The organism is Stenotrophomonas sp. STEN022, assembly GCF_056760155.1.
In genome coordinates, this window is sequence record NZ_JBRREG010000034.1 from 10,854 (window position 1) to 35,620 (window position 24,767).

At 65.2% G+C, this 24,767-nt stretch carries 17 protein-coding genes and 1 riboswitch; of the genes, 5 read left to right on the forward strand and 12 right to left on the reverse strand.

The features are described 5' to 3' along the window. From ACVOMF_RS09215 to ACVOMF_RS09235, 5 genes are read right to left on the reverse strand one after another with little or no spacing between them, the layout of a single operon-like run. Positions 1-903 carry a dihydrodipicolinate synthase family protein gene (locus ACVOMF_RS09215; protein WP_481509014.1) on the reverse strand — a complete coding sequence of 301 codons (903 nt, stop codon included), beginning with the start codon at positions 901-903 and terminating at the stop codon, positions 1-3. After that, a complete protein-coding gene (locus ACVOMF_RS09220; protein ID WP_481509015.1) occupies positions 903-2,207 on the reverse strand; it encodes an FAD-dependent oxidoreductase in 1,305 nt (434 codons plus the stop codon). The genes ACVOMF_RS09215 and ACVOMF_RS09220 overlap by 1 nt, the downstream gene beginning before the upstream one ends. Continuing rightward, the gene (locus tag ACVOMF_RS09225) at positions 2,204-2,446 is read right to left on the reverse strand and encodes a (2Fe-2S)-binding protein (protein WP_481509016.1); all 243 of its coding nucleotides are present in this window, start codon (positions 2,444-2,446) and stop codon (positions 2,204-2,206) included. Before ACVOMF_RS09225 ends, ACVOMF_RS09220 begins: the two co-directional genes overlap by 4 nt. Then, positions 2,443-3,561 (reverse strand): NAD(P)/FAD-dependent oxidoreductase, encoded by a 1,119-nt coding sequence (locus tag ACVOMF_RS09230; RefSeq protein WP_481509017.1) that lies wholly within the window; start codon positions 3,559-3,561, stop codon positions 2,443-2,445. The genes ACVOMF_RS09225 and ACVOMF_RS09230 overlap by 4 nt, the downstream gene beginning before the upstream one ends. Continuing rightward, on the reverse strand, positions 3,558-4,502 hold the full coding sequence (locus ACVOMF_RS09235; RefSeq protein ID WP_481509018.1) for a proline racemase family protein: 945 nt from the start codon (positions 4,500-4,502) through the stop codon (positions 3,558-3,560). The genes ACVOMF_RS09230 and ACVOMF_RS09235 overlap by 4 nt, the downstream gene beginning before the upstream one ends. 149 nt (positions 4,503-4,651) lie before the next feature. Here ACVOMF_RS09235 and ACVOMF_RS09240 point away from each other — a divergent pair, with 149 nt between their 5' ends. Both ACVOMF_RS09240 and ACVOMF_RS09245 read left to right on the forward strand, forming a co-directional pair. Next, positions 4,652-5,413 (forward strand): PAS domain-containing protein, encoded by a 762-nt coding sequence (locus ACVOMF_RS09240; RefSeq protein ID WP_481509030.1) that lies wholly within the window; start codon positions 4,652-4,654, stop codon positions 5,411-5,413. Between the two features lie 274 nt (positions 5,414-5,687). Further along, on the forward strand, positions 5,688-6,782 hold the full coding sequence (locus ACVOMF_RS09245; RefSeq protein WP_481509019.1) for a helix-turn-helix transcriptional regulator: 1,095 nt from the start codon (positions 5,688-5,690) through the stop codon (positions 6,780-6,782). Between the two features lie 14 nt (positions 6,783-6,796). Here ACVOMF_RS09245 and bla read toward each other — a convergent pair whose 3' ends face one another. From bla to ACVOMF_RS09270, 5 genes are all read right to left on the reverse strand, one after another. Then, positions 6,797-7,828 (reverse strand): class A beta-lactamase, encoded by a 1,032-nt coding sequence (bla, locus tag ACVOMF_RS09250; protein ID WP_481509020.1) that lies wholly within the window; start codon positions 7,826-7,828, stop codon positions 6,797-6,799. A gap of 57 nt (positions 7,829-7,885) precedes the next feature. Continuing rightward, positions 7,886-10,606: a TonB-dependent receptor domain-containing protein gene (locus ACVOMF_RS09255; protein ID WP_481509021.1), complete on the reverse strand. Its 2,721-nt coding sequence runs from the start codon at positions 10,604-10,606 to the stop codon at positions 7,886-7,888. 171 nt (positions 10,607-10,777) lie between these two features. Continuing rightward, on the reverse strand, positions 10,778-12,499 hold the full coding sequence (locus ACVOMF_RS09260) for a cation acetate symporter (RefSeq protein WP_481509022.1): 1,722 nt from the start codon (positions 12,497-12,499) through the stop codon (positions 10,778-10,780). Then, a complete protein-coding gene (locus ACVOMF_RS09265; RefSeq protein ID WP_431595488.1) occupies positions 12,496-12,813 on the reverse strand; it encodes a DUF485 domain-containing protein in 318 nt (105 codons plus the stop codon). The genes ACVOMF_RS09260 and ACVOMF_RS09265 overlap by 4 nt, the downstream gene beginning before the upstream one ends. Positions 12,814-12,963: 150 nt before the next feature. Then, positions 12,964-14,397 (reverse strand): DcaP family trimeric outer membrane transporter, encoded by a 1,434-nt coding sequence (locus ACVOMF_RS09270; protein ID WP_481509023.1) that lies wholly within the window; start codon positions 14,395-14,397, stop codon positions 12,964-12,966. A gap of 239 nt (positions 14,398-14,636) precedes the next feature. Here ACVOMF_RS09270 and acs point away from each other — a divergent pair, with 239 nt between their 5' ends. Then, positions 14,637-16,580: an acetate--CoA ligase gene (gene acs / locus ACVOMF_RS09275; RefSeq protein ID WP_481509024.1), complete on the forward strand. Its 1,944-nt coding sequence runs from the start codon at positions 14,637-14,639 to the stop codon at positions 16,578-16,580. 129 nt (positions 16,581-16,709) lie between these two features. Then, entirely contained in the window at positions 16,710-17,375 is a 666-nt protein-coding gene (locus ACVOMF_RS09280; RefSeq protein ID WP_057629262.1) for a response regulator transcription factor, read from the forward strand. A gap of 90 nt (positions 17,376-17,465) precedes the next feature. On the opposite strand, the gene ACVOMF_RS09285 is transcribed toward ACVOMF_RS09280, so the two are convergent. After that, positions 17,466-19,940, reverse strand: a complete 2,475-nt coding sequence (locus ACVOMF_RS09285; protein WP_481509025.1) for a methyl-accepting chemotaxis protein — start codon at positions 19,938-19,940, stop codon at positions 17,466-17,468. A 200-nt stretch (positions 19,941-20,140) separates the two neighbouring features. Beyond that, a riboswitch (yybP-ykoY riboswitch) is annotated at positions 20,141-20,303 on the forward strand. Positions 20,304-20,312: 9 nt separating this feature from the next. Between ACVOMF_RS09285 and ACVOMF_RS09290 the strand changes: the two genes are divergently transcribed. Further along, complete coding sequence (locus ACVOMF_RS09290; RefSeq protein WP_481509026.1) at positions 20,313-20,921, forward strand: manganese efflux pump MntP; 609 nt, start codon at positions 20,313-20,315, stop codon at positions 20,919-20,921. Between the two features lie 272 nt (positions 20,922-21,193). Here the strand turns inward: ACVOMF_RS09290 and ACVOMF_RS09295 are convergent, their stop codons facing one another. Then, positions 21,194-24,634: a hybrid sensor histidine kinase/response regulator gene (locus ACVOMF_RS09295; protein ID WP_481509027.1), complete on the reverse strand. Its 3,441-nt coding sequence runs from the start codon at positions 24,632-24,634 to the stop codon at positions 21,194-21,196. Positions 24,635-24,767: the final 133 nt, after the last annotated feature.

Below are 24,767 nucleotides of genomic sequence, written 5' to 3' on the forward strand. Positions count from 1 at the left end.
TCAGCGCTTGCGGGTGGCGATGGCGTGGTCGATCAGCGCCAGCGCCTGCGCGCGTTCGGCACCTTCCACCACCAGTCGCGGCGCGCGCACGCGCTCGCTGCCCAGACCTACGCGCTCCTGCATCAGTTTGATCAGCTGCACGAACTTGGGCACGGTGTCCATGCGCAGCAGCGGCAACGACCACTCATACAGTTCGCGCGCAGCCGCATAGCCACCATCGCGTGCTTGCTCGAACAACTGCACGGCTTCGGCCGGGAAGGCATTGACGGTACCGGCAATCCAGCCCTCGGCGCCCATCGCGATGCCTTCCACGATCAGGTCATCCACACCCACCAGCAGCACCAGACGTTCGCCAAGCAAGGCCTTGATCGCAGCCAGCCGACGTACATCGCCCGAGGATTCCTTGATCGCCTGCACCTGCGGGAACTCAGCGGCGAACTCGGCGATCTGCTCCGGGCTGAAGTCGGTCTTGTAGGCGATAGGATTGTTGTACAGCAGCACCGGCAGGTCGGTGGAGGCGATGACGGCGCGGATGTAGTCGCCCATCTCACGGCGATCGCTGGAGTAGACATAAGGCGGCAGCACCATCAGGCCGCGGGCGCCCACCTGCTTGACCGCCGCTGCCAACGCAATGGCTTCCTGCGTGGACAGCGCGGCGATGCCGGCAACGACCGGCACCCGTGCGCCCACCGCGTCGACCAGGGTACGCACGATGGCGACCTTCTCATCGAAGCTCAGCGTTGCGCTCTCGCCCAGCGAGCCCAGCGGTACCAGACCGCTGCAACCGGCATCGACCAGTTGCCGCGCATGCTCGGCCAGGAAGGCGTGGTCGACATCACCAGCGGTGGTGAAAGGGGTGGTGATGGCGGGCAATACGCCGCGCCAGAATTCTGCATTGCTCATCAAGGAGTACCTGTTCCGTTTTCGTCGAAGGAAACATTCGCCAATGCTGCCAACGTGACCGGGGTCAACGGTGGCCGCACGGCCGTGGGGGAAGCGTTGGGTGTAGCCAATTGCAGTTCACGCAGCGCGGCGCCGCAGACCCGGCCCTGGCAGGCGCCCATGCCGCAGCGGGTAACCAGCCGCAACTGGCGTGGATCGCGGTGTTCGCGTATCGCCGACAGTGGAACGTCCTCGCAGCGGCATACCAGGGTGTCGTCCGCTGCCAGTGCATGGACCCTGGCGTCGGCGACGAAATGGCGCTGCAGCAGGCGCGCGTATGCGCGCTCGTGCTCACGACGGACCCGCAACGCTTCGCCGGCGCGCTCATCGCCCAGTGCAAAGCAGGCCGCCATCGCCCCTTCAAGGTGCGCGCAATCGCGGCCACCGACACCTATCACCTCACCGGCGGCATGGATGTCGGCATGGCTGCTGCGCAGGCGTTGATCCACCCGCAGCACGGGATGGGTATATGACCCGTCCAGCTCGCAGCCGAGCATGCGCGCCAGTTCGATATTGGGTACCAATCCCCAGCCCACCGCCAGCAGATCGCAGTCGATCCGTTCGCAACGGCCATCGGCAAACTCCACGTCAACTGCGGACAACGCACCAACGCCGTGCGCGGCGCGCACGATGCTGTGCTTGTGCCACGGCACACCCGCCAGGCCTGCACGCAGCAGGGCGGCTTGAGCGAGCTTGCGTGGCCAGCGCCACAGCTGGCGGGCAAACCCACGCAGCTGCGCGGCATCCACCTGTTCATGGATGCCGACGAGCTCGGCACTGTGGCGCTTCAGCGTGGCCGCGGCAGCCAGCAGCAACGGTCCACTGCCCGCCACCACCACCCGCCTGCCGGCCACAGGCCAGCCCTGCTTCGCCAGGGCCTGCAGACCGCCGGCACCGCTGACGCCGGGCAAGGTCCAACCCGGGAACGGCAACAGCAGCTCGCGTGCGCCAGTGGCGATCACCAGCTTGCGCCAGTGCAGGGCGACCGCCGCGTCGGCATGTGCTGCGATCAGGCAATGCTCCTCAGCCATCGCTACCTCATGCCCAGGCAGCCATTCGATACCCGCGGCCTGCAGGCCATCGATCTGCGCGCGCGCCCTTGCCGGCACACCAAAACGCAGATCATGCCGCCAGACCTGGCCTCCTGCGCGCGGCTGGGCATCCACCAGGCCAACCTTGGCGCCGCGCCGCGCACCCGCATGCGCCGCGGCCAAACCGGCCGGGCCAGCGCCAACCACCAACAGATCGAAAACCAGACGCTTCATCGCTGCGTCTCCACGCGCATGCCCGGCCGCGCCAACACCATGCACGCCCGCACTTGCTCTTCCGCGCCGATGCTTACCCTGCACTCGAAGCACACACCCATGCCGCACAGCGGTGCCCGCGCCTGGCCACTGGGCGAAAGACGAAAGCGGTTGCGTACCTGGGCAATTGCGGCCGCGACGGTGGCACCATCGGCGACTTCCACGCGCATGCCATCCACGCTCAACACCACGTGGCTCATCGCATCACCTGCAATACCCGATCCGGCAGATATGGCGTCAACGCCAGCGCCGGCGAGTTCCCAAGCAAGGCATCAATCACCAAGCGCGCACTGCCAGGCGCAGCGGTAATTCCCAACCCTTCATGGCCTGCCGCAACCCAGACGCCATCACGGCCGGGTACCGCACCCAGATAGGGCAGCCCATCCGGCGTTGCCGGGCGGAATCCGCACCAGCTGCGCAGCGCGCGCAGGCCCTGCAATGCGGGGACGAACTGGAATGCACGCTGCAGCATCCGCTGCAGCAGCAACGGCGACACATCGCTGCTGGTCGCGTCGTATTCGCGCGAGGAACCGATCAACAGTTGTCCGTTCGGGCGCGGCTGCACGTTGAACGACACACTGGCCGCATCATCGCCATGTGCGGCAGCGGCGTAGCCCATTTCTATCAGCTGGTGACGCAGCATGGGACGGTAGCGGTCGGTGATGACCAGCTGGCCCTTGCGCGCGCGCATCGGCAACTCCGGCAGGAGCTCGGGCAACGCAGTGCCGGTGGCGACCAGCACTTTCCCGTGCAGGACACGGCCATCGGCCAACAGCACGCCGCCCTCGACCAGACGGCTGGCGCGCACACCACCGAACAGCTGCGCACCATCACGGCAGGCATCGGCGATCAGGCGCCAGGCGATGCGTGGCGGGTAGACCACCGCATCGTCGTTCATCCGCATGCCACCACACATGCCGGCAGCCAACTTTGGCTCCAGTTCGTACAGCGCACGCGCGTCCACCGCCTGTGCGCCAACCCCGGCCGCCGCCAGCGCATCCACCCGTGCCGCCACACCTTCCAGTTCATCTTCGCTGCGTGCCACCCACAAGGTTCCACAGCGTTGGTACTCCGCCTGCGGCCATGCGGCCCAGCGTTGCCACTGCGCCAGCGAGTAGGTGCACAGCGCCAGCTCGTGCGGATCGCCATCCATCGCCACCAGATGTCCCATCGCCGCCGCGCTGGCGCCGCCACCGATCACCCCCGATTCCACCACCGCCACACGCAGGCCAGCAGCCACTGCCGCCTCCGCGCAGGCGGCACCGACCATGCCGGCGCCGATGATGATCAGGTCATGCTGGCTGCTACTGCTCATGCCTGCGTGCTGCCTATGCCCCAGGCGAACGGATCAGCCGGATCGATCAGCATGGTGGCGCGTGCAGTGATCCACGCCTGGCCGCTGATGCGCGGCAGGATGCCGTCTACACCGCGCCGGTAGGAGGCTTCAAAAACGCTGCCGAGAATGCCTTGCTGCAGCCAGCTCTCACCCTCGGCCAACTTGCCATCCGCTGCCAGGCAGGCGAGCTTGGCGCTGGTACCGGTGCCGCACGGCGAGCGGTCGTAGGCCAGCCCCGGGCACAACACGAAATTGCGCATCTGCCCGCTGCCATCGGGTGCGGCGGCGTTGACCTCGATGTGGTCGATGGCGCCATCGCTGCCGCTGATGCCGGCCTGCTCCAGCGCCAGCCGGATGGCTTCGGTATAGGCGGTCAGCTCGCGCTGGTTTGCCAGACTCAGTTCGCACGGGCTCTGCGCGGTGATGAAAAACCAGTTGCCACCCCAGGCCACGTCGCCGCGCACGCTGCCATGGCCAGGTACATCGACCACCACGTCATGCAGGTAGCGCCGGCTCTCGACGTTGTCCACCGCCACCCGGCCATCGCTGAACAGCTCCACCCCCACCGTTCCTACCGGTGTTTCGATCCGATGCGTGCCCGGGCCAATGCGGCCGAGCTCGGCCAGGGTGCGGACCACGCCGATGGTGCCGTGCCCGCACATGCCCAGGTAACCCACGTTGTTGAAGAAGATCACCCCGGTACAGGCCGATGCGTCTTCGGGCGGCAGCAGCAGCGCTCCGACCATGGTGTCCGAGCCGCGTGGCTCGCAGGCCAGCGCCGCCCGCCAATGGTCGAAATCGCGGGCCAGCGACTCGCGCCGCTGGCGCAGGCTGCCGCCGCCGAGGTCGGGGAATCCGCCCAGCACAACCCGGGTGGGTTCGCCTGCGGTATGCGAATCAATGATGTCGATACGGTGCATGTGAGCATGCTCCCATCGCCGCAAATGCCCGAATAGCAGGCGAATGAGCGCGCTCATGCGGAATTCGGCACAAGCCCGGAATCGCTGCGACAGCGGCTCCCGGCATGCGCTAGGATCGGCCGCACGCCACCTTGAAGGCCGCCACCGCGATGACGATGCCCTTGGACGCCCAACATTCCTCCAGCGACGTACAGCACCTGTTCGACGCACTCCCCGATACCGTGTTCTTCGTCAAGGACCGGCAGGGACGCTACACCCATTGCAACCTCACCCTGGTGCAACGGCTCGGCAAGAAGAAGCGTGGCGAAGTGATCGGGCGCTCGCCGCTTGAGGTATTTCCGTCGCCGCTTGGCAATCGTTACCTGTTGCAGGACCAGCAGGTCCTGAACGGCGACCCGATCGCCGACCGGCTGGAAGTTCACCTGTATCCGAACCGGCGGCCGGGCTGGTGTCTTACCCTCAAGCGGCCCATGTACAGCAATGGTGTGATCAACGGCCTGATGGGCGTCTCGCGCGATCTGGGCAAACCCAATAGCCGCCATTCGGCATTCGCCCAGCTCGACAAGCTGGTGGCCTACATGCAGTTGAACTTCGAGGCCAACCTGCGCACGCCACAACTCGCAGAGCTCGCCGGCATGTCGCTGGCGCAGCTGGAGCGGCACTTCCGCCACGTGTTCCAGCTGACCCCACAGCAATACATCATCAAGCTGCGCATCGAGATGGCGATGCGCCTGCTGCGTGGCGATGGCAGCATTGCCCGCATTGGCCAGCGCTGTGGATTCAACGACCAGAGTGCGTTCGCCCGCCAATTCAAGGCTACCGTCGGCATGACCCCCAGCGAGTACCGTGCCCTGGATGACAGCTTTGGCATGACCGAGCCCGCCGAAGCTGGCCTGGCAAGCACCGCTTAGTGCGGTATCGCCGCCTGTGCATCGGCCTGCTCTGGCTGCGGCCAGACCGGCAGTGCATTGCAACTACCGCCGGGCTGGCGCGATGCGTTCACCTTCGCCCCGGACCAACATCACTTGCCACTCTGTCCTGCGCTCCCGCGCGGGCCGCGCTTGCCTGCGCGCGGCAGCGGGTGCTAGAAGAGTCCATGCCCCGCCGGAAACGCTGCGGCAGAAAGTGAGGGGGATCACAGCGACCACGGTTGCTGCGCTTTATTGCCCGGAGATACGCCGCACCATGCTGGGACGCGAACACGACATTGCAGCAAACCCCGATGCCTGCCCCGTGCAGGCCAAGCGTGGCCTGCTGCAGGCACTGGACCTGCATTCGCTGTGGCGTGCCTGCGTGGATCTGGTCGTCCAACACCTGCCTTGCCATTCGTGCACCTTGATGTACGACATCAACGGTACCTACCAACCACAGCGCAGCCTGCATTTCCTCGGTGCCAGCGCTGACGGTGGTGCACGCCCGCTACGCAGCCTCGACGTAGCCGCTCCCTATCTGCAGCGCAATCCGCGCATCGACTGGTACACGCTGTCGCAGATCGCCTCCACCGACGCGCAGGCCCGGCTGCGGCTGCGCGCACAGAACCCCGCGCCCGGATGGAACGAGTTCATCCACATGGCATTCTGGCGCGGGGAAGGGCTGGATGCGGTGCTGAGCATCCGCATGCAGGCCGGCCAGGAGCAGATCACCGACGCCCACCAGCAGTTCCTCGGCGAACTGCATCAGCTGATGACCGCTGGCCTGCAGCGCGTGCGTTCGATGCGGCGTGAACGTCGCAGCATCTATCAGGCCCTGCTCGACCGACAAAGCCAGGCCGACATCATCCTCGACCATGAGCTACACCTGATCAGCCTGTCGCCTGCGGCGCAGCAGTTGTGCGCGGGTTGGCTGGACGAAACCGGCAAGCGCCTGCGCTTCCCCGACAGCGTGGCTTCGGCATTGCACAGCTGGCTGCGCCAGGCGAATCAGGTCAGCGATGCTGAGCTTCCACGGGAAGCGCTGGACCTGCCGGCTGCACAGCTACAGATCGGCCTGCAGGGTCGCTTGCAGGCAGACGGTATCCATCCGATGTATCTGCTGCGACTGACGCCATTGCAATCGGTGGCAACGGCGACGCCCGTGGTGACCCGGCCGATGTGGTCCAGGCTCTCGCCCACCGAAACCCGCGTCGCCGAGCTCGTGCTGGATGGCATGCGCAATGACGAGATCGCCAATCACCTGCGGCGCTCGCGCAAGACCATCGAAAGCCAGATCAGCGCCATCTACCGCAAGCTCGATGTTGGCCATCGTGCGCAGCTGGTGCGCCTGCTCAGCGTCACCGGCTGAGCAGGCGCAGCAACTCAAGGCACGAACAGGAAGTAGTCATGCGCGGCACGCGCCAGCTGCGCAATGGCCGCGTCGCGATCCTCGCTGCTGGCGCGTGATTGCACGAATACGGTGACGATGGCATGGCTGCGCCCACCCGGCAGCGTGATCACGCCAACATCGTTGATCACATCCCCAACCGTGCCAGTCTTGTGCGCCACCGGGGTTTCCTTCGGCAACATGCCGCGCAGGCGGGCGCTGCCGGTGCGGGTGTCGAGCATGATGTCCTGCAGCAGCTTGGTCGAACCTGGCTGCAGCACCTCGCCACGCCAGACCTTCTGCAACAGGGTCGCCATCGCGCGGGCACTGCTGGTGTCGCGCGGATCCTCATTCCAGGCATTGGTGTGGCCACGACGCAGCTCCTCGCTGCGTTCAGTGCGCGACAGTTCGGCATAGGCCGCCGGCCCCATTGGTTTAGCCTGCGAGGCGTCATTGCCGCGATAGTTGGCCAGCAATTCCCAGATATAGCGGTCTACTCGCATCCCGTTGATACCCAGCGCCTGCATGCGTGCATTCACCGCGCTGGTGCCGCCGCCAAGACGGATCAGGATGTCGGTGGCGTTGTTGTCGCTGACCGTGATCATCATGTGCAGCAGATCGCGCACGGTGATGGCCGAACCAGCGCTCAGGTGCAGGTCCATCGGCCCACCCATTTCCGGATAGACATCATCTTCGTCCAGCGTCACCTGCTGCTGCAGCGTGAGCTTGCCCTCGTCCACCAGCTTGAGGATATGCACAGCCACCGGCACCTTCATGGTGCTGGCCATGGGGAAGGCGCGGTCGGCATCGAGGTAGACGCTGCGACCACTTTCCAGATGCACGATGGCCGCGCCGAGCTTGCCTGGCAGTTGTGCGGCAAGCCGTTGCGCTTCGAACTGCAGGCCCTGGCTGGATACCGGCTTGGTGGCGGCCATTGCCGGCAACAGCATGCATGCCAGCAGCGGTGCCACGAACAGCGCGCGCAGGCGTGGACGCGATGGGGAGCGACGGAGGTGGTGCTGGTACATATGGAGTCCTCTGCAAACGGAACACTGCCGCCCATCACTGAGCGGCAGTCATCATCCCTAGAAACGCATGCGCGCGCCAAGCGTGAAGTAACGGCCCACCACATCGTAGTAAGGCGAGCCGACCGCACCCAGTGGTGACTTCTTGTCGAACAGGTTGCTTATGTCGACGTAGACCTCGACCTCGCTGTCGCCCGCCAGCGTGAAACGCGCCTTGCCTCCCAGGTCCCAGTACACATAGGACGGGATGTTGCCGTTCGTCAGCACCAGCTGGTTGTTGTAGACACCGGCGGAAATGTAACGCGCCCGCGCCTGCGCACCGTAGCGGTCACCACGCCAGCCGAAGGTCGCGTTCGCACGCCAGCGTGGCACACCGGAGCCGCCGGTGAGACCCTGCGAGGTCACGTACTCGAAGGTGTTCTTGCCGTCGTAGGTGGTGAGGTTGTCGGTCCAGGTCGCCAGTACGCGGGTGTGAAAATTGCCCGACATCGCCGGGAACAACTTCGCCGCCGGCAGGTTGTAGAGCAGGTCCAGGTCGACACCATTGGTGCGGTACTCGGCCAGGTTGACGTAGTTGGAGTTGATACGCTCGATCTCGCCGTTGCCATCGCGCTGGATTCGCCCACACATGGCCTGGTTGCCGGCGATGCAGCGCAGCACGGTTTCCTGCGCCGACACCTGGGTGATCACGTCCTTGATCTCGATGTCGAAGTAATCCACCGACATGATCAGCCCCGGCACGCTGCCCGGCGCCCAGGTGAAGCCGGCGGTCAAGGTGTCGGCCTTCTCCGGGTCCAGCAGCGGATTGCCGCCGCCAATCACCAGCGCGCTGATCGAGGTGCCGGTCAGTGGATCGCTGATGGTCGACCAGCCGGTGGTGCTGGTGGTGTACATCTCCGACAGGTTGGCCGAGCGGATATCGCGCGAACGGGTGAAGCGGCCACGGAAGCCATCGAAGAACTCATTGGTCATGCCGTACTTCCACGACCAGATCGCGCCGGAGCTGTTGTAGTCGCTGAAGCGCGCCGCCGCATTGACCTGCAGGTCGCGCAGCAGCGGCACGTCACGCAGCAGCGGCGCGGCCACTTCGGCAAAGGCCTCGCGCACCTGGAAGCTGCCTGCCATCGGCGAGGAGCTCCAGGTACTGAATGACTTGGTGAGGTCCTGTGCACCCACCTTCTGGTCGATCTGTTCCTTGCGCGCTTCCAGCCCCATCGCCACCGAGACTTCGCCGGCCGGTAGCGAGAACGGTTCGCCACGCAGGTCCAGGCCGGCTGCATCGAGCTTGGTATTGGTCATGCGCCTGGGCGTGCCGGTGACGTAGGCCGCCGCTTCCGCCGATGGAGCGCCATGACCGATCAGGTTGATTGGCACACAACCGGAGTTGGGGTTGGTCAGGGTCACCCGGCACACCGGCTTGCCGCTGACCGGATCGATCACCGCATCCACCGCGTTGCGGTAGTTGCTGGTCAGCAGGAAGCCAGGCGCGGCCAGATCGGACTGGTTGTCGCCGTGGCTGTAGTAGCCACTCCAGCGCCAGTTGTCGCCGACCACGCCATCCAGCGCCACGGTGAACTGGGTGGTGCGGCGGTCGTAGTCGATATCGGGAAAGGCAAAGTCACTGTTGAAGCGCCCCAGGCCGAAGCTGGTTTCGCCTGCGGCCAGCAAGGCATCGCGCACCGCTGTGGGCAGGAAGGCGTTGTCGACGCCGATCTTCAGGCCGGTGCCACGGTTGTGGTCGCCGAACCAGGGGAAGCGGTTCCAGCTGCGTGAGTGGCGCACGTCCATGGTCAGGCTGGTGTTGTCGGTGAGGTTCCACGACAGCCGGCCCAGCACGTTGTAGCGGCGCTGTGGCGTCATCAGCGAGCTGATGTCGTCATTGCTCGGGCTCTCGCCGCCCTGGATCAGCGACGCGCCGGTATAGCCCGGGAACGGCCGCAGACTGCCATCCGGATTGAAGGCCTGCCCGGCCAGCACACCGGTGGTGATCAAGCCGCCGATCGCGGCATTGCCGTAACCCACGTTGTCTTTCATCGTGAACGTGCCGTCGCCATTGGACAGCTGCGCGGTGCGGCCCAGCCATGACCGCGACGACTTGGGCAGAATGCCGTCGTTGTTCAAGGCCTCGCCGCCGATGACGATGTGGCCGCGGCCCTGTGCGATCTCGAAACCGGTGGCGGCCGAGACGTACTGCTTCTGGTTGTCCGAGCGCGAGGACACGCCACCCTGCACATCGATCCTGGTACCGACCAGCTGGCTGTCCAGCTGCACGTTGACCACGCCTGCAACCGCGCCCGAGCCCCAGGCGGCGGAGGCACCGCCGGTAACCACGTCCACGCCGCTGATCAGGATCGAGGGAATGCTGGCCAGGTCGTTGTCGCTGGAGAAGCGCCGCCCGTCCAGCAGCACCAGGGTGCGGCTGACGCCGAGGCCACGCAGGTCGACCGGCGCCCGTGCCGCGTCCACGCCGGTGGTATGGGTCTGCGGCGACACCGTGCCACGGAACTGCGGCAGGTCGTTGAGCGCGGCAGCGATATTGGTGTGGGTGGAGAGCTGCAGGTCCTCCGGCGTCACCTTCACCGTCGGCGTCGGCGCGTTGAAGCCCGGCCGATCGATGCGCGAGCCGGATGCGGTGACGTTGACGCTACCGATATCCACCACCTTGTCGGTGGTCTGCTCAGGTTTGGCATCGGTCGATTGGGCGAAGGCGCTGGGCAGGCTGCCGGCGATGATCAGGGCGATGCCCGTGGACAACGTGGTTCTGGCGATACGGCACGGCATACGGTTCCTCGCAGAAGGCTGGAAGTGGAGCTGCTGACCTGACAATGCGGACCCTCACCCGCATCTTAGGAAGCCATCTTCCCGCCCCGCATCAGGGAAAACCCCGATACCAACCGCTCAAACGACAACGGCCAGCACAAGGCCGGCCGTTGTTTCAAACGTTACCAATGCTTAGTGCGACGGAGCCTTGCTCGCACCAATGCCGGTCTCGGCACGGACTTCCTGTGCCGGGTAAGCAGCACGTTCGGCCTGTGCGTTCTTGCTCTTGTCGGTGATCGAGAAGAACCAGATGCTGACGAAGGCAATCGTCATCGAGAACAGTGCCGGGCTGGTGTACGGGAACGGCGCACTGCCGGCCGCATTGCCCAGCGTGTCCACCCATACCGACGGCGACAGCAGGGTCAGGATCAGCGACGAGGCCAGGCCCAACGAGCCACCAATCACCGCACCGCGGGTGGTGCAATCCTTCCACAGCAGCGACAGGATCAGCACCGGGAAGTTGGCCGATGCAGCGATGGCGAAGGCCAGCGACACCATGAAGGCCACGTTCTGCTTCTCGAACACGATACCCAGCAGCACTGCGATCACGCCCAATGCCAAGGTGGTGATGCGCGATACACGCAGCTCCGAGCCCGGTGCCGGGTTGCCCTTCTTGAACACGGTGGCATACAGGTCATGCGACACCGCCGATGCACCGGACAGCGTCAGGCCTGCAACCACGGCCAGGATGGTGGCGAAGGCCACGGCCGAGATGAAGCCCATGAACATGTTGCCGCCGACGGCCTTGCCGACCAGCACGGCTGCCATGTTCGGACCGCCCTGGATGGTGCCGGTGACCGGGTCCGCATACTCCGGATTGGTCAACACCAGCGCGATCGCGCCGAAGCCGATGATGAAGATCAGGATGTAGAAGTAGCCGATCCAGGTGGTTGCCCACAGCACCGACTTGCGTGCCTGCTTTGCATCGGGAACGGTGAAGAAGCGCATCAGGATGTGCGGCAGGCCGGCGGTACCGAACATCAGTGCCATGCCGAACGAGATCGCCGAGATCGGGTCCTTGACGAAGCCACCAGGCCCCATGATCGCCAGGCCGGTGCTGGCCGCTTCCTCAGCACTCTTGCCGCCATTGGCCGCGATCTGGGTCTTGACCCGCACCGCCTCGGTGAACAACGCCTCGAAGCTGAAGTTGAAGTGCCACATCACCATCACGGCCATGAAGGTCACGCCCGACAGCAACAGGCAGGCCTTGATGATCTGCACCCAGGTGGTTGCAGTCATGCCGCCGAACAGCACGTAGACCATCATCAGCACGCCGACCAGCGCCACTGCGATCCAGTAGTCCAGGCCGAACAGCAGCTTGATCAGCGCACCGGCACCAACCATCTGTGCGATCAGGTAGAACAGCACCACGACCAGCGTGCCCGATGCCGCGAACATGCGGATGGGCTTGGCCTGGAAGCGGTAGCCGGCGACGTCGGCAAAGGTGAAGCGGCCGAGGTTACGCAGGCGCTCCGCCATCAGGAAGGTCAGGATCGGCCAACCGACGAGGAAGCCCAGTGCGTAGATCAGGCCATCGTAACCATTGGTCATCACCGCAGCGGTGATGCCGAGGAAGGACGCCGCCGACATGTAGTCACCAGCGATGGCCAGGCCATTCTGGAAACCGGTGATGCCGCCACCGGCGGTGTAGAAGTCGGACGCCGACTTGGTGCGGCCGGCGGCCCACTTGGTGATGCCAAGCGTGAACACCACGAAGGTCGCGAACATGATGATCGCGGTCCAGTTGGTCGGCTGGCGCACGGTCTGGCCGATGTCGCCACCGGCAGCCATGGCCGCACCACTGGCGATCAGCAGACCGAGCAAGGCGCCGGTTCGCAGGAAGGAGTGGGTCATTGCGCTTCCTCCACGATTTCTTCGGTCAACTTGTCGAATTCCTTGTTGGCACGACGCACGTAGAAGCCAGTGATAAGGATGGTGAACACCATCAATCCCAAGGCGATCGGAATGCCGACCGTGGTGATCTTGCCGGCACCAATCGGCGTGGCCAGGAAGGCCTTGTCGAAGGCGATCAGGCCGATATAGCCGTAATACCCCAGCAGCATCAGGATGGTCAGGAACCAACCCAGCTTGTTGCGCGTACTGCGCAGCCGTTGGTACTTCGGGTTGGAGGCGATCCGCTCTACACGGGGATCGACGGAAGCATTCATCGGAATTCTCCAGGCGTTGGGAATACGAACGCCACGGCACGCGGAGATGCCTTGACGGTCACATGAGTGCTCCCCGTGGGGGTAGGGAGATGGGGCGTACTACATTTCAGACGCGGTAGCGGCAGCACTGCGCCGCCACTACCGGATGGGTCAGAAGCTGTACTTGGTGGTGAACTGCACGCGGCTGATATCGCCCTTCTTGCCGTTCTCGATCTCGCGCACGCCATACATCAACTCGGCACCGACATCGACCTTGGGCATCGGCGTGTAGAAGATGTTGCCGCGGATCGACTGCACGCTCTTGGTCACCAGGTCACCGGTGATGGATGCATTGTTGTCGTAGTCGCTGCGTGCGTAGATCAGGTTGGTGCGCAGCTTCGGCGTGAACGCATGGCGCCAGCCGACATAGCCGGCAACCACGCCGGTCGGATCGATCTCGTCGCGGATCGCGTCATAGCCGCCATCGGCGGTGATGCCCAGGCCGATGTAGCGCGAAATACCTTCGCCGCCGGTCAGCTGGTAATGCAGGGTATCGGCATCGCCCATCAGCCACTTGCCACCGAGGGTGACGCCGCCGCCGACCTTGCTGGCATCGGCACCGGTGGTCTGGTTGTCGAGCTTGAGCTGACGCACCAGACCGGCGACGCCGAAGGTGCCCCAGTCGCCCTTCCAACCGTAACGCACGGTCAGGTCGGGCATTGAACCACGGTCGGAGTTGGCAACCGCCGGCACGTTCCACTTGTTGGTGACCGCGTTGAAGGTGCCGGTAAGCGTGGTGGTTTCCGGGTTTTCCAGGGCAACACTGAGGCCGCCGTTGGTGTAACGGATCTGTGCCTGGCGCACGAATATCACGCCATCGGTGGGGCCGACGAAGTCAGCCGCTTCCGGGATCGAGGCCGCGTCCATGAAGTTGGACCAGGTCTGGCCGGCCAACCACTTGTTCCAGTACATGTAGGCGTGGCGCAGGGTGACGCCATAAGTGTTGGTCGCGGTCTGGTTGCCCAGCGAGTTTCCGAAGAAATCCATCTCGACCATCGCGCCGGCCTTGTCGCCGTTCTCCGCGACATGGTCCACGCCCAGGTTGAAGCGCGAGAACTTGGCGTGCGCGTTGTAGTCAACGTCCGAGGCCTTGCCCGAACCACCGGCGCCGTGCACCGGGGTCTGACCCGGCAGATACAGCGCGCGCCCCGTGGCGTCATCGGCCAGCTGGCCGTCACCGGTACGGGTGGCGAGGAAATCGGCCTTGATGAAGCCACCCACCTTGAAGGTCGTGCCCGCCGCCGCGCCCGGGGTGATGCTGGTGACCTGAATCGGCTGCTTGCCCGCCGGCACCGCCGGTGCGGCAGCGCGCTCGGCCTGCGCAGTACGGACCTGCACCACTTCACTCTGGGTCTGGGCGATGGCGCCCTGCTGTTGCTGCTGGGTGGACAGCAGCAGCTGCACCTGGCGTTCAAGATCGGCGACGCGTGCTTCCAGCGCCTTCTCTTTTGCGGTCTCGGCGAAGGCCATTCCCGGCGCGACCAGCGCGACGAACAGGGCAGCGGCAAGTGGCCGGCGGGCCGTTTTCAACATGTTTCGATTCATCGGGACTGCCTCTCTCCAGGCTGGCGAACGGTCCGCGTCGATTGCACGGTCGCAGCCAGCGTGCGCGGCGATGGCAGCGGCCGGCTATTCGCCATTAGTCGTAAGCAGGCGTCTGTTCGACCATCGTCTAACAAAGGGGGCAGCGCGATGGGGGGCGGATGCGGCACACTTGGGGTGTCCCGGCCCTGTCCCACGACAGGGCTCATTCATTGGTTACAAGTGCAAAGGTGAGGGTTGCCATGACTGATGTATATCCCGTTGATTCCGCGTTCGCCGAGAAGGCACGGATCGACAAGAACACGTACCAACAGCTGTACCGCGAATCTATCGAAAACCCCGATGCGTTCTGGGCCAAGGCCGCCGAACGCCTGGACTGGTACAAGAAGCCGACCAAGATCAAGAACGTCAGCTACCAGCTCGACGATTTCCGCATCAAGTGGTTCGAAGACGGCGAACTCAATGTCAGCGTCAACTGCCTGGACCGGCAGCTGGCCACGCGCGGCGACAAGACCGCCATCCTGTTCGAGGCCGATGGCCCGGACAGCCCGGCGCAGAAGGTCACCTACCGCGAACTGCACCAGCGCGTCTGCCGCCTGGGCAATGCGCTGCGCAACCTCGGCATCAAGAAGGGTGACCGCGTCACCATCTACCTGCCGATGATCGTCGATGCCGCGGTGGCGATGCTGGCCTGCGCCCGCGTCGGTGCCATCCATTCGGTGGTATTCGGTGGCTTCGCTGCCAACTCCATCGCCGACCGCGTCGGCGACTGCGCCAGCAAGCTGATCATCACCGCCGACGAAGGCCTGCGTGGTGGCAAGAAGGTGCCGCTGAAGGCCAACGTCGATGCCGCGCTGAAGCTGCCCGGCACCAATACCGTGGAAACCGTGCTGGTCGTGCGCCACACCGGTGGTGCGGTCGACATGCAGGCACCGCGTGATCGCTGGTTCCACGATGTGGTGGACACCCAGCCGGCCGAGTGCGAACCCGAGCGCATGAACGCGGAAGATCCGCTGTTCATCCTCTACACCTCCGGCTCCACCGGCAAGCCCAAGGGCGTGCTGCACACCACCGGCGGTTACCTGCTGTACGCGGCCTACACCCATGAAGCGGTGTTCGACCTGCGCGAAGACGATATCTACTGGTGCACCGCCGACGTCGGCTGGGTTACCGGCCACAGCTACATCGTCTACGGCCCGCTGGCCAACGGCGCCACCTCTGTGATGTTCGAAGGCGTGCCGAATTACCCGAACACCTCGCGTTTCTGGGACGTGATCGACAAGCACCAGGTCACCATCTTCTACACCGCGCCCACCGCCATCCGTGCGCTGATGCGCGACGGCGAGGAGCCGGTCAAGCGCACCTCGCGCAAGAGCCTGCGCCTGCTCGGCAGCGTTGGTGAACCGATCAATCCGGAAGCCTGGCGCTGGTATTACGACGTGGTTGGCGATGCGCGCTGCCCGATCGTCGATACCTGGTGGCAGACCGAAACCGGCGGCATCCTGATCTCGCCGCTGCCGGGTGCAACCGACCTCAAGCCGGGCTCGGCAACGCTGCCGTTCTTCGGCGTGCAGCCGGCGCTGGTCAGTGCCGACGGCGAGGCGCTGGAAGGCGCCACCGAAGGCAACCTGATCATCCGTGATTCGTGGCCGGGCCAGATGCGTACCGTCTACGGTGACCACCAGCGTTTCATCGACACCTATTTCCGCACCTACCCGGGCAGCTACTTCACCGGTGACGGCTGCCGTCGCGATGAAGACGGCTATTACTGGATCACCGGTCGCGTCGATGACGTGATGAACGTGTCCGGTCACCGCATCGGCACGGCCGAGGTGGAAAGCGCACTGGTCTCGCACCCGAAGGTGGCCGAAGCGGCCGTGGTCGGCTTCCCGCACGACATCAAGGGCCAGGGCATCTATGCCTATGTCACCCTGATCGCCGGCGAAGCACAGACCGACGAGCTGCTCAAGGAACTGGTGGCCTGGGTGCGCAAGGAAATCGGCCCGATCGCCGCGCCGGATCACCTGCAGTGGGCACCGGGCCTGCCCAAGACCCGCTCGGGCAAGATCATGCGCCGCATCCTGCGCAAGATCGCCGAGAACGCCCCGGACCAGCTCGGTGACACCTCCACGCTGGCCGATCCGTCGGTGGTGGCGTCGCTGGTGGAAGAGCGCAAGGTTCGCTAAGCGGTAGCTGTCCGGGGCACCACGGTGCCCCGGCTGTCGGTCCATGTGGAGGGCGTGGATCAGCGTCGCAGCCGGTATCCTGTTTCACCGGAAGGGCGTCACGCCCCTTACTTCAGCATTGGATCGCATATGCCTACCCTCCTCATTGCCGATGACCATCCGCTGTTCCGCGAAGCCCTCAAGGGCGCGGTGCAACGCGTCATTCCCGGCGTGCAGTTGATGGAGGCCGACAGCGTCGAAGCACTGTACGCACTGGCCGAACAACACCCCGACGCCGACCTGGTACTGATGGACCTCAACATGCCCGGCGCACAAGGCTTCAATGCGCTGGTGCACCTGCGTTCGCTGCACCCGCAGTTGCCCATCGTGGTGGTCTCCGCACGCGAGGAAGCGACGGTGATGCGACGCGCACTGGACCATGGCGCATTCGGCTTCATTCCAAAATCCGCCGATTCGGACACCATCGGTCACGCGCTGGGCACCATCCTCGATGGCGAGCGCTGGGCCCCGGCCGAAGCACACAACGTGCCGCCGACCCCGAACGAAGAACGCGAGGTCGGCCAGCGCCTGCGCGAGCTGACCCCGCAACAGTTCCGCGTGCTGCAGATGCTCGGCGTGGGCCGGCTGAACAAGCAGATCGCCTATGACCTGGGCGTTTCCGAGGCCACCATCAAGGCCCACGTCACCGCCATCCTGCGCAAGCTCGGCGTCACCAACCGCACCCAGGCGGTGCTGATGGCCGGCAAGCTGGCCATCGACGACGACGCCATCGTGCTGCCACCGGAAGAAGATTGAGTTGCTGCTGGCGCTTGCCTGCGGCTGAGCGCCAACAACTACCCTTGCGCCCCCCTCCCCTGCGCGTTGCGCAAGGGAGGGAGCTGCAGCTCATGCCGAGCGCTGCAGCACCGGTTCCGCTGCTGCCGTCGCATCCACCACGAACACTTCCGCCGCTGCGGCCAGCTCCTGCGTCTGCTCGCGCATCGCCTGCGCCGCCTGCGATGAGGCGCGTGCGACCTCGCCACTCTGGCGGGTGCCTTCGCCGATACGCCGCAACAGGCGCTCCACATCATCCACCGCGCTGACCTGCCGCGCCGAGCCCGCATCGATCCGCTCCAGCGCGCTGGCCACCTGCGCCACCCGACCACCGATGTCCTGCATCGCCGCACCGCTGCTGTCAGCCAGCCGCGCGCCTTCCTCCACCTGCCGCAGCGATGCGTCGATCAGGCCGCGGATCTGCTTGGACGCCTCCGCCGAGCGCTGTGCCAGCTGGCGCACCTCGTTGGCCACCACCGCGAAACCACGCCCGTGGCTGCCGGCCCGCGCGGCCTCGACCGCAGCGTTCAGTGCCAGCAGATTGGTCTGGAACGACAGGCTGTCGACGGTGGCGACGATCTCGCGGATGTGCCGTGAGGACGCCCGCAACTGGTCCATGCCAGTGATCGCGGCGGCCGTGGCCTGGCGCCCGCGTTCGGCCGCATCGCTGGCCTGCGCCGACACCAGCGCGCTCTCGCGTGCACTGCCGGCATTCTCGCGCGCCTCACCGGCCACCGAGCGCACCCGCTGCAACGCCTCCTGCACATCACCCACCTGCTGTTCCACGCGCCCGGACAGATCGGCGGTACCACTGGCCATGTCGCCCACCGCGGCCTGCACACTGCCCGCCGACTGCTGGATGCGGGCGACGATGCCGCCGACCTGCTGCATGGCCTCCTCCAGCCCTTGCCGCAGGCGTGCGTAGATGCCCTGGCCGTCGCCGCGCATGCGCGCACTCAGGTCACCGTGGGCGAAGTGGCCGATCACCCGCGTCGCATCCGCCACCTGCGCCTGCACGCTGTCCAGCAGGGCATTGATGCGCTCGCCCAGCTGCAGCACGAAGCCCTGCTTGTCGGCCAGCACGATGCGTCCCTGCAGGTCGCCGGCGGTCGCGGCCGCGACCACCGCGGCCACTTCGTTGACGATCACCCGCTCAAGCCGTCGGTCCTGCCATTCCATCACCAGGCCAAGTACCCGATCAGCTTCCAACACCGGGCTGGCCCGCAGCAGGAAGCCACTGTTACCCAGCTCCACCTCCGCATCCATCGCCACGCTCTGCTCGAAGGCTGCCCGCACGAGTGCGGCAACTGCCGGCCCGAGTTCGGCCACCTCGCTGTCGACCTCGGCCGCGCCTTCGATCCCGGCCTGGGCGAAGGCCTGTTGCAATGCCGGATTGGCATAGACCACGCGGCCTGCGGCATCCGTCACCAGCACCGCGGCGCTGGCCACGTCCAGCGCCTGGCGTACCCGCCGGTTGGCCCCCGCCGCCAGGCGTTCGCCGGCAATGCGCTCGCGCAGGCTGGACTGCATCTGCATCAGCGCCGCCGCCAACCGACCAATCTCGTCATGCGCGTTGCGCACCACCAACCGGCCGTCCAGATCATCGTCGGCAATGGCGCGGGCGAAGGCCGCCGCGTCGGCCAGCGGCCGTTCCACCGCACGCAGCAACAACAGCAGCAGACTGACCAGCAACAAGCCCACCACCAGCACGGTGGCAGCGAAGGCCGCATCCATCCAACGCCGCGCTGCGGCCTGTTCGTCGCGTTGCTTGGCCAGGCTGGCGCGCTGTGTCTGCTGCAAGCGGGTCAGCACCGGCAAGGCCTTGCCGGCAAGGTCGTCCATCGCCTGGGTCTCGCTGTCGGCCCCATAGCGCGCCGCTGCATAGGACAGGAATGCCTCCTGGTAGCGCTGCATCGCATCGCGCACCTGCTGCTTGCTGCCGTCCGGCATGCGCGCTGCCTGCAGCAGCAGCTCGAAGGGCATCACCTGCGCACTCAATTCGTCCGCGTATTTCTGCTCACGGCGCAGGATGAAGTCCTTCTCGTAGCGGCGCATGGTCAGCATCGACACCTGCAGCGCTGCATCGGGATGCTCGCCGATCAGGTTCTCCACTTCGTGCACGGCATTGCGCAGCTGGCCCTGCATGCCACTGTCGGCATCGTGGCCAAGTTCGGTGATGCGCTGATCCAATGCCTGCCCGGACTGAACATAGTCAAGCAGAGGCGCGCGCAATGCCTGCTCCCAACCTGCCCCCTTCTTGTCCGTGGCCAGCAAAGCCTGCAGGCGTGCGTTGGCAGCCACAAACGCCTGCCCGGCGGCGGCCGAGAACGACATGGCATACTCGGCCTGGGCGCGGCGCGCCTCGGCAAACGCGGCCACCAGTGCCTCCAGCTGCGCGGCATCCTGCTGGTAACTCTGCAGCCGCTGGTCGGCACCGCGCATGCCAACACTGAGCCAGGCATAAGCCGAGCCGATGACGAGCAGGCCGACCACCAGCGCCAGCAGGCTCAGACGCAGTTTCTGGGCGATTCCAAGGGGAAACTTCATGCCGCACTCCGGGCGTAGAGATGCCTCGAAATCGGCCACATATCAGGTTTCTTGAGTGCTGATTTGCAGGAAATTACCGCGCTGCGCCAGCCGTGCGCGCGTATCAAGCCATGCTTCGATGACAGTGATGTTTCAGTCCCGCAGCCAAGCCGGTAGCCCGGGGCTCGCCGTTCAGATTGTGGGCCATGCTAGAATCCGCGCTCCCTTGGGGAGTAGCCTGCTTCCAGCATTGGAAGCGCCCACGTCAACATACTCGGCCAGTGCGCCGTGGTGTGGGCAGCCAGACCCGGTTGGCGAGACCAGCGGCATGCGTGCGCAACTACGGTTGGGCGCGGCGCATGCCGTTTGTGTCCGCCCGACCCGGTAATCCTGATGTCTCCCATTTCCATTGTTCTGATCGGCTTCGCCATGTCCACCGACGCCTTCGCTGCAGCGGTCGGCAAGGGCGCTGCCATGCGCAAGCCACGCCTGCTCGACGCCCTGCGCGCGGGTTTGATCTTCGGCGTGATCGAAGCCATCACCCCCATCATCGGCTGGCTGCTGGGCCGCGCTGCTTCGCAGTACGTGCAAGCCTTCGATCATTGGATCGCGTTTGGTCTGCTTGGCCTGCTGGGTGCGCATATGATCATTGCCGGCCTGAAGCCAGACGATGAGAGCGCAGCCGACAACAACGGCGAGGATGCAGGCGAACAGCACAAGAGTTTCTGGACCCTGGCTGCAACGGGTTTCGCCACCAGCATCGATGCGATGGCCATAGGCGTTGGCTTGGCGTTTCTTGATGTGCATATCGGCGTGGTCGCGCTGGTGATCGGCCTGTGCACGATGACCATGGTGACCATCGGCATCATGCTTGGCCGTGCCCTTGGTGCCTTGGTTGGCAAGCGCGCGGAAATCGTTGGCGGCGTGATCCTGATCATCATCGGCTGCGCGATTCTGTACGAGCACCTGAGTGCGGCAACCGCCGCCGTTGGAGCGGCATAAGCCGCGAAGCCAGCGCACCACCTGTAGAGCGCAGCCATGCTGCGCTGGGGCACTACCGGTAGAGCCTCTGCCGAGCATGGCTCGGCACTACCGCAGTTGGTCCCTCCCTTTCGCGTAGCGAAGGGGGTGAAGAAGGCCTGCTTGCGCGCCACTGGCGCGCGGCCTGATGAACGACCGAAGGCTGTGCCTTCGGGCCGGGCGGGTTGGGGAGGGGTTGGCTTTTCGCTGGTAAAGCCCCCTGCCGAGCATGGCTCGGCACCACCCGTTGCCTGCTAGCGCCTGCGCGGGTCGTTCAATGCGGTCAGGAACGCGCGCAACGAGGCCGGCTTCACCGGCTTGGTCAGCACGCGGTAGCCGCGTTCGCGGGCCATGCGTTTCAACTCATCGCGGCCATCGGCAGTCAACAAGGCGCCCGGCAAGGGCCGATGCGCGGCTTCGCGCAGGGCGATCAAGGTATCCAATCCATCGAGCCTGTCATGCAGGTGGTAATCCACCAGCATCACGTCGGGCTGCTCACTCAATTTCTCCAGCGCCATGTCCACCGTGCTGGCGGCGATGACCTCCACCTTCCAGCGGCCGAGCAAGGCGCGCATGCCGTCGAGAATTTCCTGGTCGTTATCCACGCACAGCACGCGCATACCGGCCAATGAGTCATCACCGCCGAAGGCGGTCTGCTGACGCGGCGGCGGCATCGGCACTGCCGGTGTTTCCACACGCGGCAGGCTGATCGAGAACATGCTGCCGTGGCCAGGCTGGCTACGCGCATTCAAGCCGTGATCGAGCAGGCGGGAGATGCGTTGGCAGATCGACAAGCCTAGACCCAGACCCTGCTCACCCCAGTCGAACGGCTGCTGGTAGCGGTGGAACTCGTTGAAGATCTGCTGCATGTGGTGCTCGGGAATGCCCGGACCGGTATCCCATACCTGCAGCTCAACCTCATCGCCACGCACACGCAGCGCCAGTACGATGCGACCGCTGCGCGTGTAACGCAGCGCATTTGCCATGAAGTTCTGCAGCACGCGGCGCAACAGGCGCCGATCACTGCGCACCCACGCGGTACGTGCAAACACATGCAGACGCAGACCGCGTCCCGCTGCTACCGGCGTATACTGTGCCGCCAGCTCGCGCACCAGCACGCTGGCATCGAATTCGCTGATGGTCGGGCGCAGGCCGCCTGCATCCAGTCGCGACACATCCAACAGGCCATCCAGCAACTCTTCGGCCGCGCGCAGGGAAGCATCGACACGCTCGGCCAGATGCCGCTGCTCGTCGGTCTCGTGCAAGCTGTCGCGCAGTGCCGATGCGAACAGACGCGCTGCATTCAAGGGCTGCAGCACGTCATGGCTGATCGCCGCAAGAAAGCGTGTCTTTGATTGTTGTGCAGCTTCAGCCGCCTGCGAGCGTTCGGTTACACGCTGTTCCAGTGTCTCGTTGGCTTCCAGCAGCGCCTGCTCTGCGTTCTTGAAGTCGGTGATGTCGTTGTAGCTGGTGACATAACCGCCACCGGGCAAGGCCTGGCCACGCAGCTCGATCACCTTGCCGTCGGCACCGGTACGTTCGAACACATGCGGCGAACCGGCGCGCATATAGCCGATACGACGATTGATCTGCACTTCGGTATCGCCAGAACCCAGCTCGCCGCGCTCGGCGTTGTAGCGGATCAGATCAGCAACCGGGCGGCCGACGTAAAGCATCCCGTCGGGGTAACCAAACATCTGCTGGTAACGCCGGTTCCATGCGGTCAAGCGCATCTCCGGATCAACCACACTGACCCCGGCGCTGATGTTTTCCAGCGTTGTCGAAAGAATCTCGCGGTTGAAGCGCAGCTCCTGACCGGCTTCGTCCAGCACCGCTACCACTTCACCCAGGTCCATACCCGAGCCGCGCAGCAGGCTGGTCAGCAGCAGACGCGCGGAGGCCGCACCAATGGACGCGGCAAGCAGGCGCTCGGTGAACTGCACCCATACACGGTCGGCAGCAGCGGCAGGCTGGAATTCGCGCTCAAGCAACTGCGCCTGTTCGGCAAACGAACGCCGCGCCCGGTTGTCACCGATGACGCGCGTCGCCAGGGCCAGCAGATCACGTACCTTGACGTGCGCCGGCCAGTCACCGGCCACCACCGGGCGCTTGGCATACGGATCGAGGAACGGAGCCGCACGCAGGCGCTCGGCGACATCGGGGCGCCAGCGCATCGACACCAGCAACATGGTCACCGTATTGATCAGCAGCGACCAGAAGGTGCCATGGGTCAGCGGGTCCCAGCCGGTGAGGCCGAACAACTGCTGTGGTCGCAGCCAGCCGATGCCGAACGGCCCTTGCGTCAGCAGGCTCGCATCCAGCCAACCACCATGGCTCAGCGCCGGCACCAGCAAGGTATAGGCCCAGACCACAAAGCCGACCAGCATGCCGGTTTCAACGCCACGGCGGCTGGCACCACGCCAGTACAGGCCACCGAGCAGGCCCGGTGCGAACTGCGCCACCGCGGCGAAGGCCATCAGGCCGTAGGCGGCCAGCATGGTGTCGTCATTGCTGCCGCGGTAATAGCCGTAAGCGACCAGTGCCAGCAGCACGATCGCCATGCGTCGTATCCACAGCACGCGCGAAGCCACATTGGCGGCCTCGCGGTGGTCGCCACTGCGACGCAGCAACAGTGGCATGACCAGGTCGTTGCTGATCATCGTCGCCAGCGCGATAGATGAAACGATGACCATGCCGGTAGCCGCGGAGAAGCCACCGATGTAGGCAATCAGGGCAAGGGTCGTACTGCCGGCAGACATCGGCAAGGCCAGCACCAAGGTGTCGTCCGAGGCCAGGCCGGTGCCAAACATCGCCGCACCAGCAGTAGCAATTGGCACGATCATCAGCGAGATCAGCACCAGATAGCCGCCGAACATCCAGCGTGCGCTACGCACATCGGCGGCATTGCCGCATTCAACCACCGCTACGTGGAACTGCCGTGGCAGGCAGATCAGCGCAAGAAAACTGAGCAGTGTCTGCGAGACAAATCCCACCGGCGGCATGCCTTCAAACAAGGTGCGTGCCGACTGCACCACCGACTCGCCGCGATCACTCAGCCAGACATAGGCAAATATGCCCACTGCGACGATCGCCAACAGCTTGATCATCGATTCCACGGCGATGGCCAGCATCATGCCGTAGTGGTGTTCGGTGGCATCGACCTGGCGAGTGCCGAACAGGATGGCAAACAAGGCCATAAGCAGCGCCACGTACAGCGCCGGATCGGTCAGCAAGCCCTTGCCGGCAGCATCACCGGTCAGCACCTGCAGGCTCATCGCCACGGCTTTGTACTGCAGGGCCAGATACGGCACCACGCCGATCAGCGCGATCAGCGCGACCAACGCCGCCAACCGCCGCGAGCGGCCGAAGCGCGAGGAGATGAAGTCGGCGATGGACACGACATTCTCGCTGCGGGCGATCAGCGCCAGCCGCTCGATGATCCGCCAGCCAAACATCAGCATCAGCAGCGGGCCAAGATAAATAGGCAGGTAGCCGATGCCGTAACGCACCGCTGAGCCCACCGCACCGTAGAAGGTCCAGGACGAGCAATAGACCGCCAGCGCCAGGCTGTAGACCACCGGCCGCAGCCACGGGCGGTCGGGATACAGCGGGCGACGATCACCCCACCAGGCCACGCCGAACAGCAGCGCGGCATAGCAGAGTGAGACCAGGAGCAGGATCCAGCTGGAGACCAAGGGTAGTTCCCGTGCGACTTAGCCGGGCCAGTGTAGCCATTCCCTCGGCATCAAGGCGGCGGCTATCCTGACGCATACGATTCGCGCCCGCCGCCCCGTATGGGCTACAGCAACGGGGCGGCCGTGCCGCCCC

Coding starts and splice junctions, on each gene's coding strand:
- ACVOMF_RS09230 (WP_481509017.1), bottom strand. CDS start 3,561: ATGAGCAGTAGCAGCCAGCATGACCTGATCATCATCGGCGCCGGCATG.
- ACVOMF_RS09215 (WP_481509014.1), bottom strand. CDS start 903: ATGAGCAATGCAGAATTCTGGCGCGGCGTATTGCCCGCCATCACCACC.
- bla (WP_481509020.1), bottom strand. CDS start 7,828: ATGTACCAGCACCACCTCCGTCGCTCCCCATCGCGTCCACGCCTGCGC.
- ACVOMF_RS09220 (WP_481509015.1), bottom strand. CDS start 2,207: ATGAAGCGTCTGGTTTTCGATCTGTTGGTGGTTGGCGCTGGCCCGGCC.
- ACVOMF_RS09235 (WP_481509018.1), bottom strand. CDS start 4,502: ATGCACCGTATCGACATCATTGATTCGCATACCGCAGGCGAACCCACC.
- ACVOMF_RS09260 (WP_481509022.1), bottom strand. CDS start 12,499: ATGACCCACTCCTTCCTGCGAACCGGCGCCTTGCTCGGTCTGCTGATC.
- ACVOMF_RS09265 (WP_431595488.1), bottom strand. CDS start 12,813: ATGAATGCTTCCGTCGATCCCCGTGTAGAGCGGATCGCCTCCAACCCG.
- ACVOMF_RS09245 (WP_481509019.1), top strand. CDS start 5,688: ATGCTGGGACGCGAACACGACATTGCAGCAAACCCCGATGCCTGCCCC.
- ACVOMF_RS09240 (WP_481509030.1), top strand. CDS start 4,652: ATGACGATGCCCTTGGACGCCCAACATTCCTCCAGCGACGTACAGCAC.
- acs (WP_481509024.1), top strand. CDS start 14,637: ATGACTGATGTATATCCCGTTGATTCCGCGTTCGCCGAGAAGGCACGG.
- ACVOMF_RS09270 (WP_481509023.1), bottom strand. CDS start 14,397: ATGAATCGAAACATGTTGAAAACGGCCCGCCGGCCACTTGCCGCTGCC.
- ACVOMF_RS09280 (WP_057629262.1), top strand. CDS start 16,710: ATGCCTACCCTCCTCATTGCCGATGACCATCCGCTGTTCCGCGAAGCC.
- ACVOMF_RS09290 (WP_481509026.1), top strand. CDS start 20,313: ATGTCTCCCATTTCCATTGTTCTGATCGGCTTCGCCATGTCCACCGAC.
- ACVOMF_RS09255 (WP_481509021.1), bottom strand. CDS start 10,606: ATGCCGTGCCGTATCGCCAGAACCACGTTGTCCACGGGCATCGCCCTG.
- ACVOMF_RS09225 (WP_481509016.1), bottom strand. CDS start 2,446: ATGAGCCACGTGGTGTTGAGCGTGGATGGCATGCGCGTGGAAGTCGCC.
- ACVOMF_RS09285 (WP_481509025.1), bottom strand. CDS start 19,940: ATGAAGTTTCCCCTTGGAATCGCCCAGAAACTGCGTCTGAGCCTGCTG.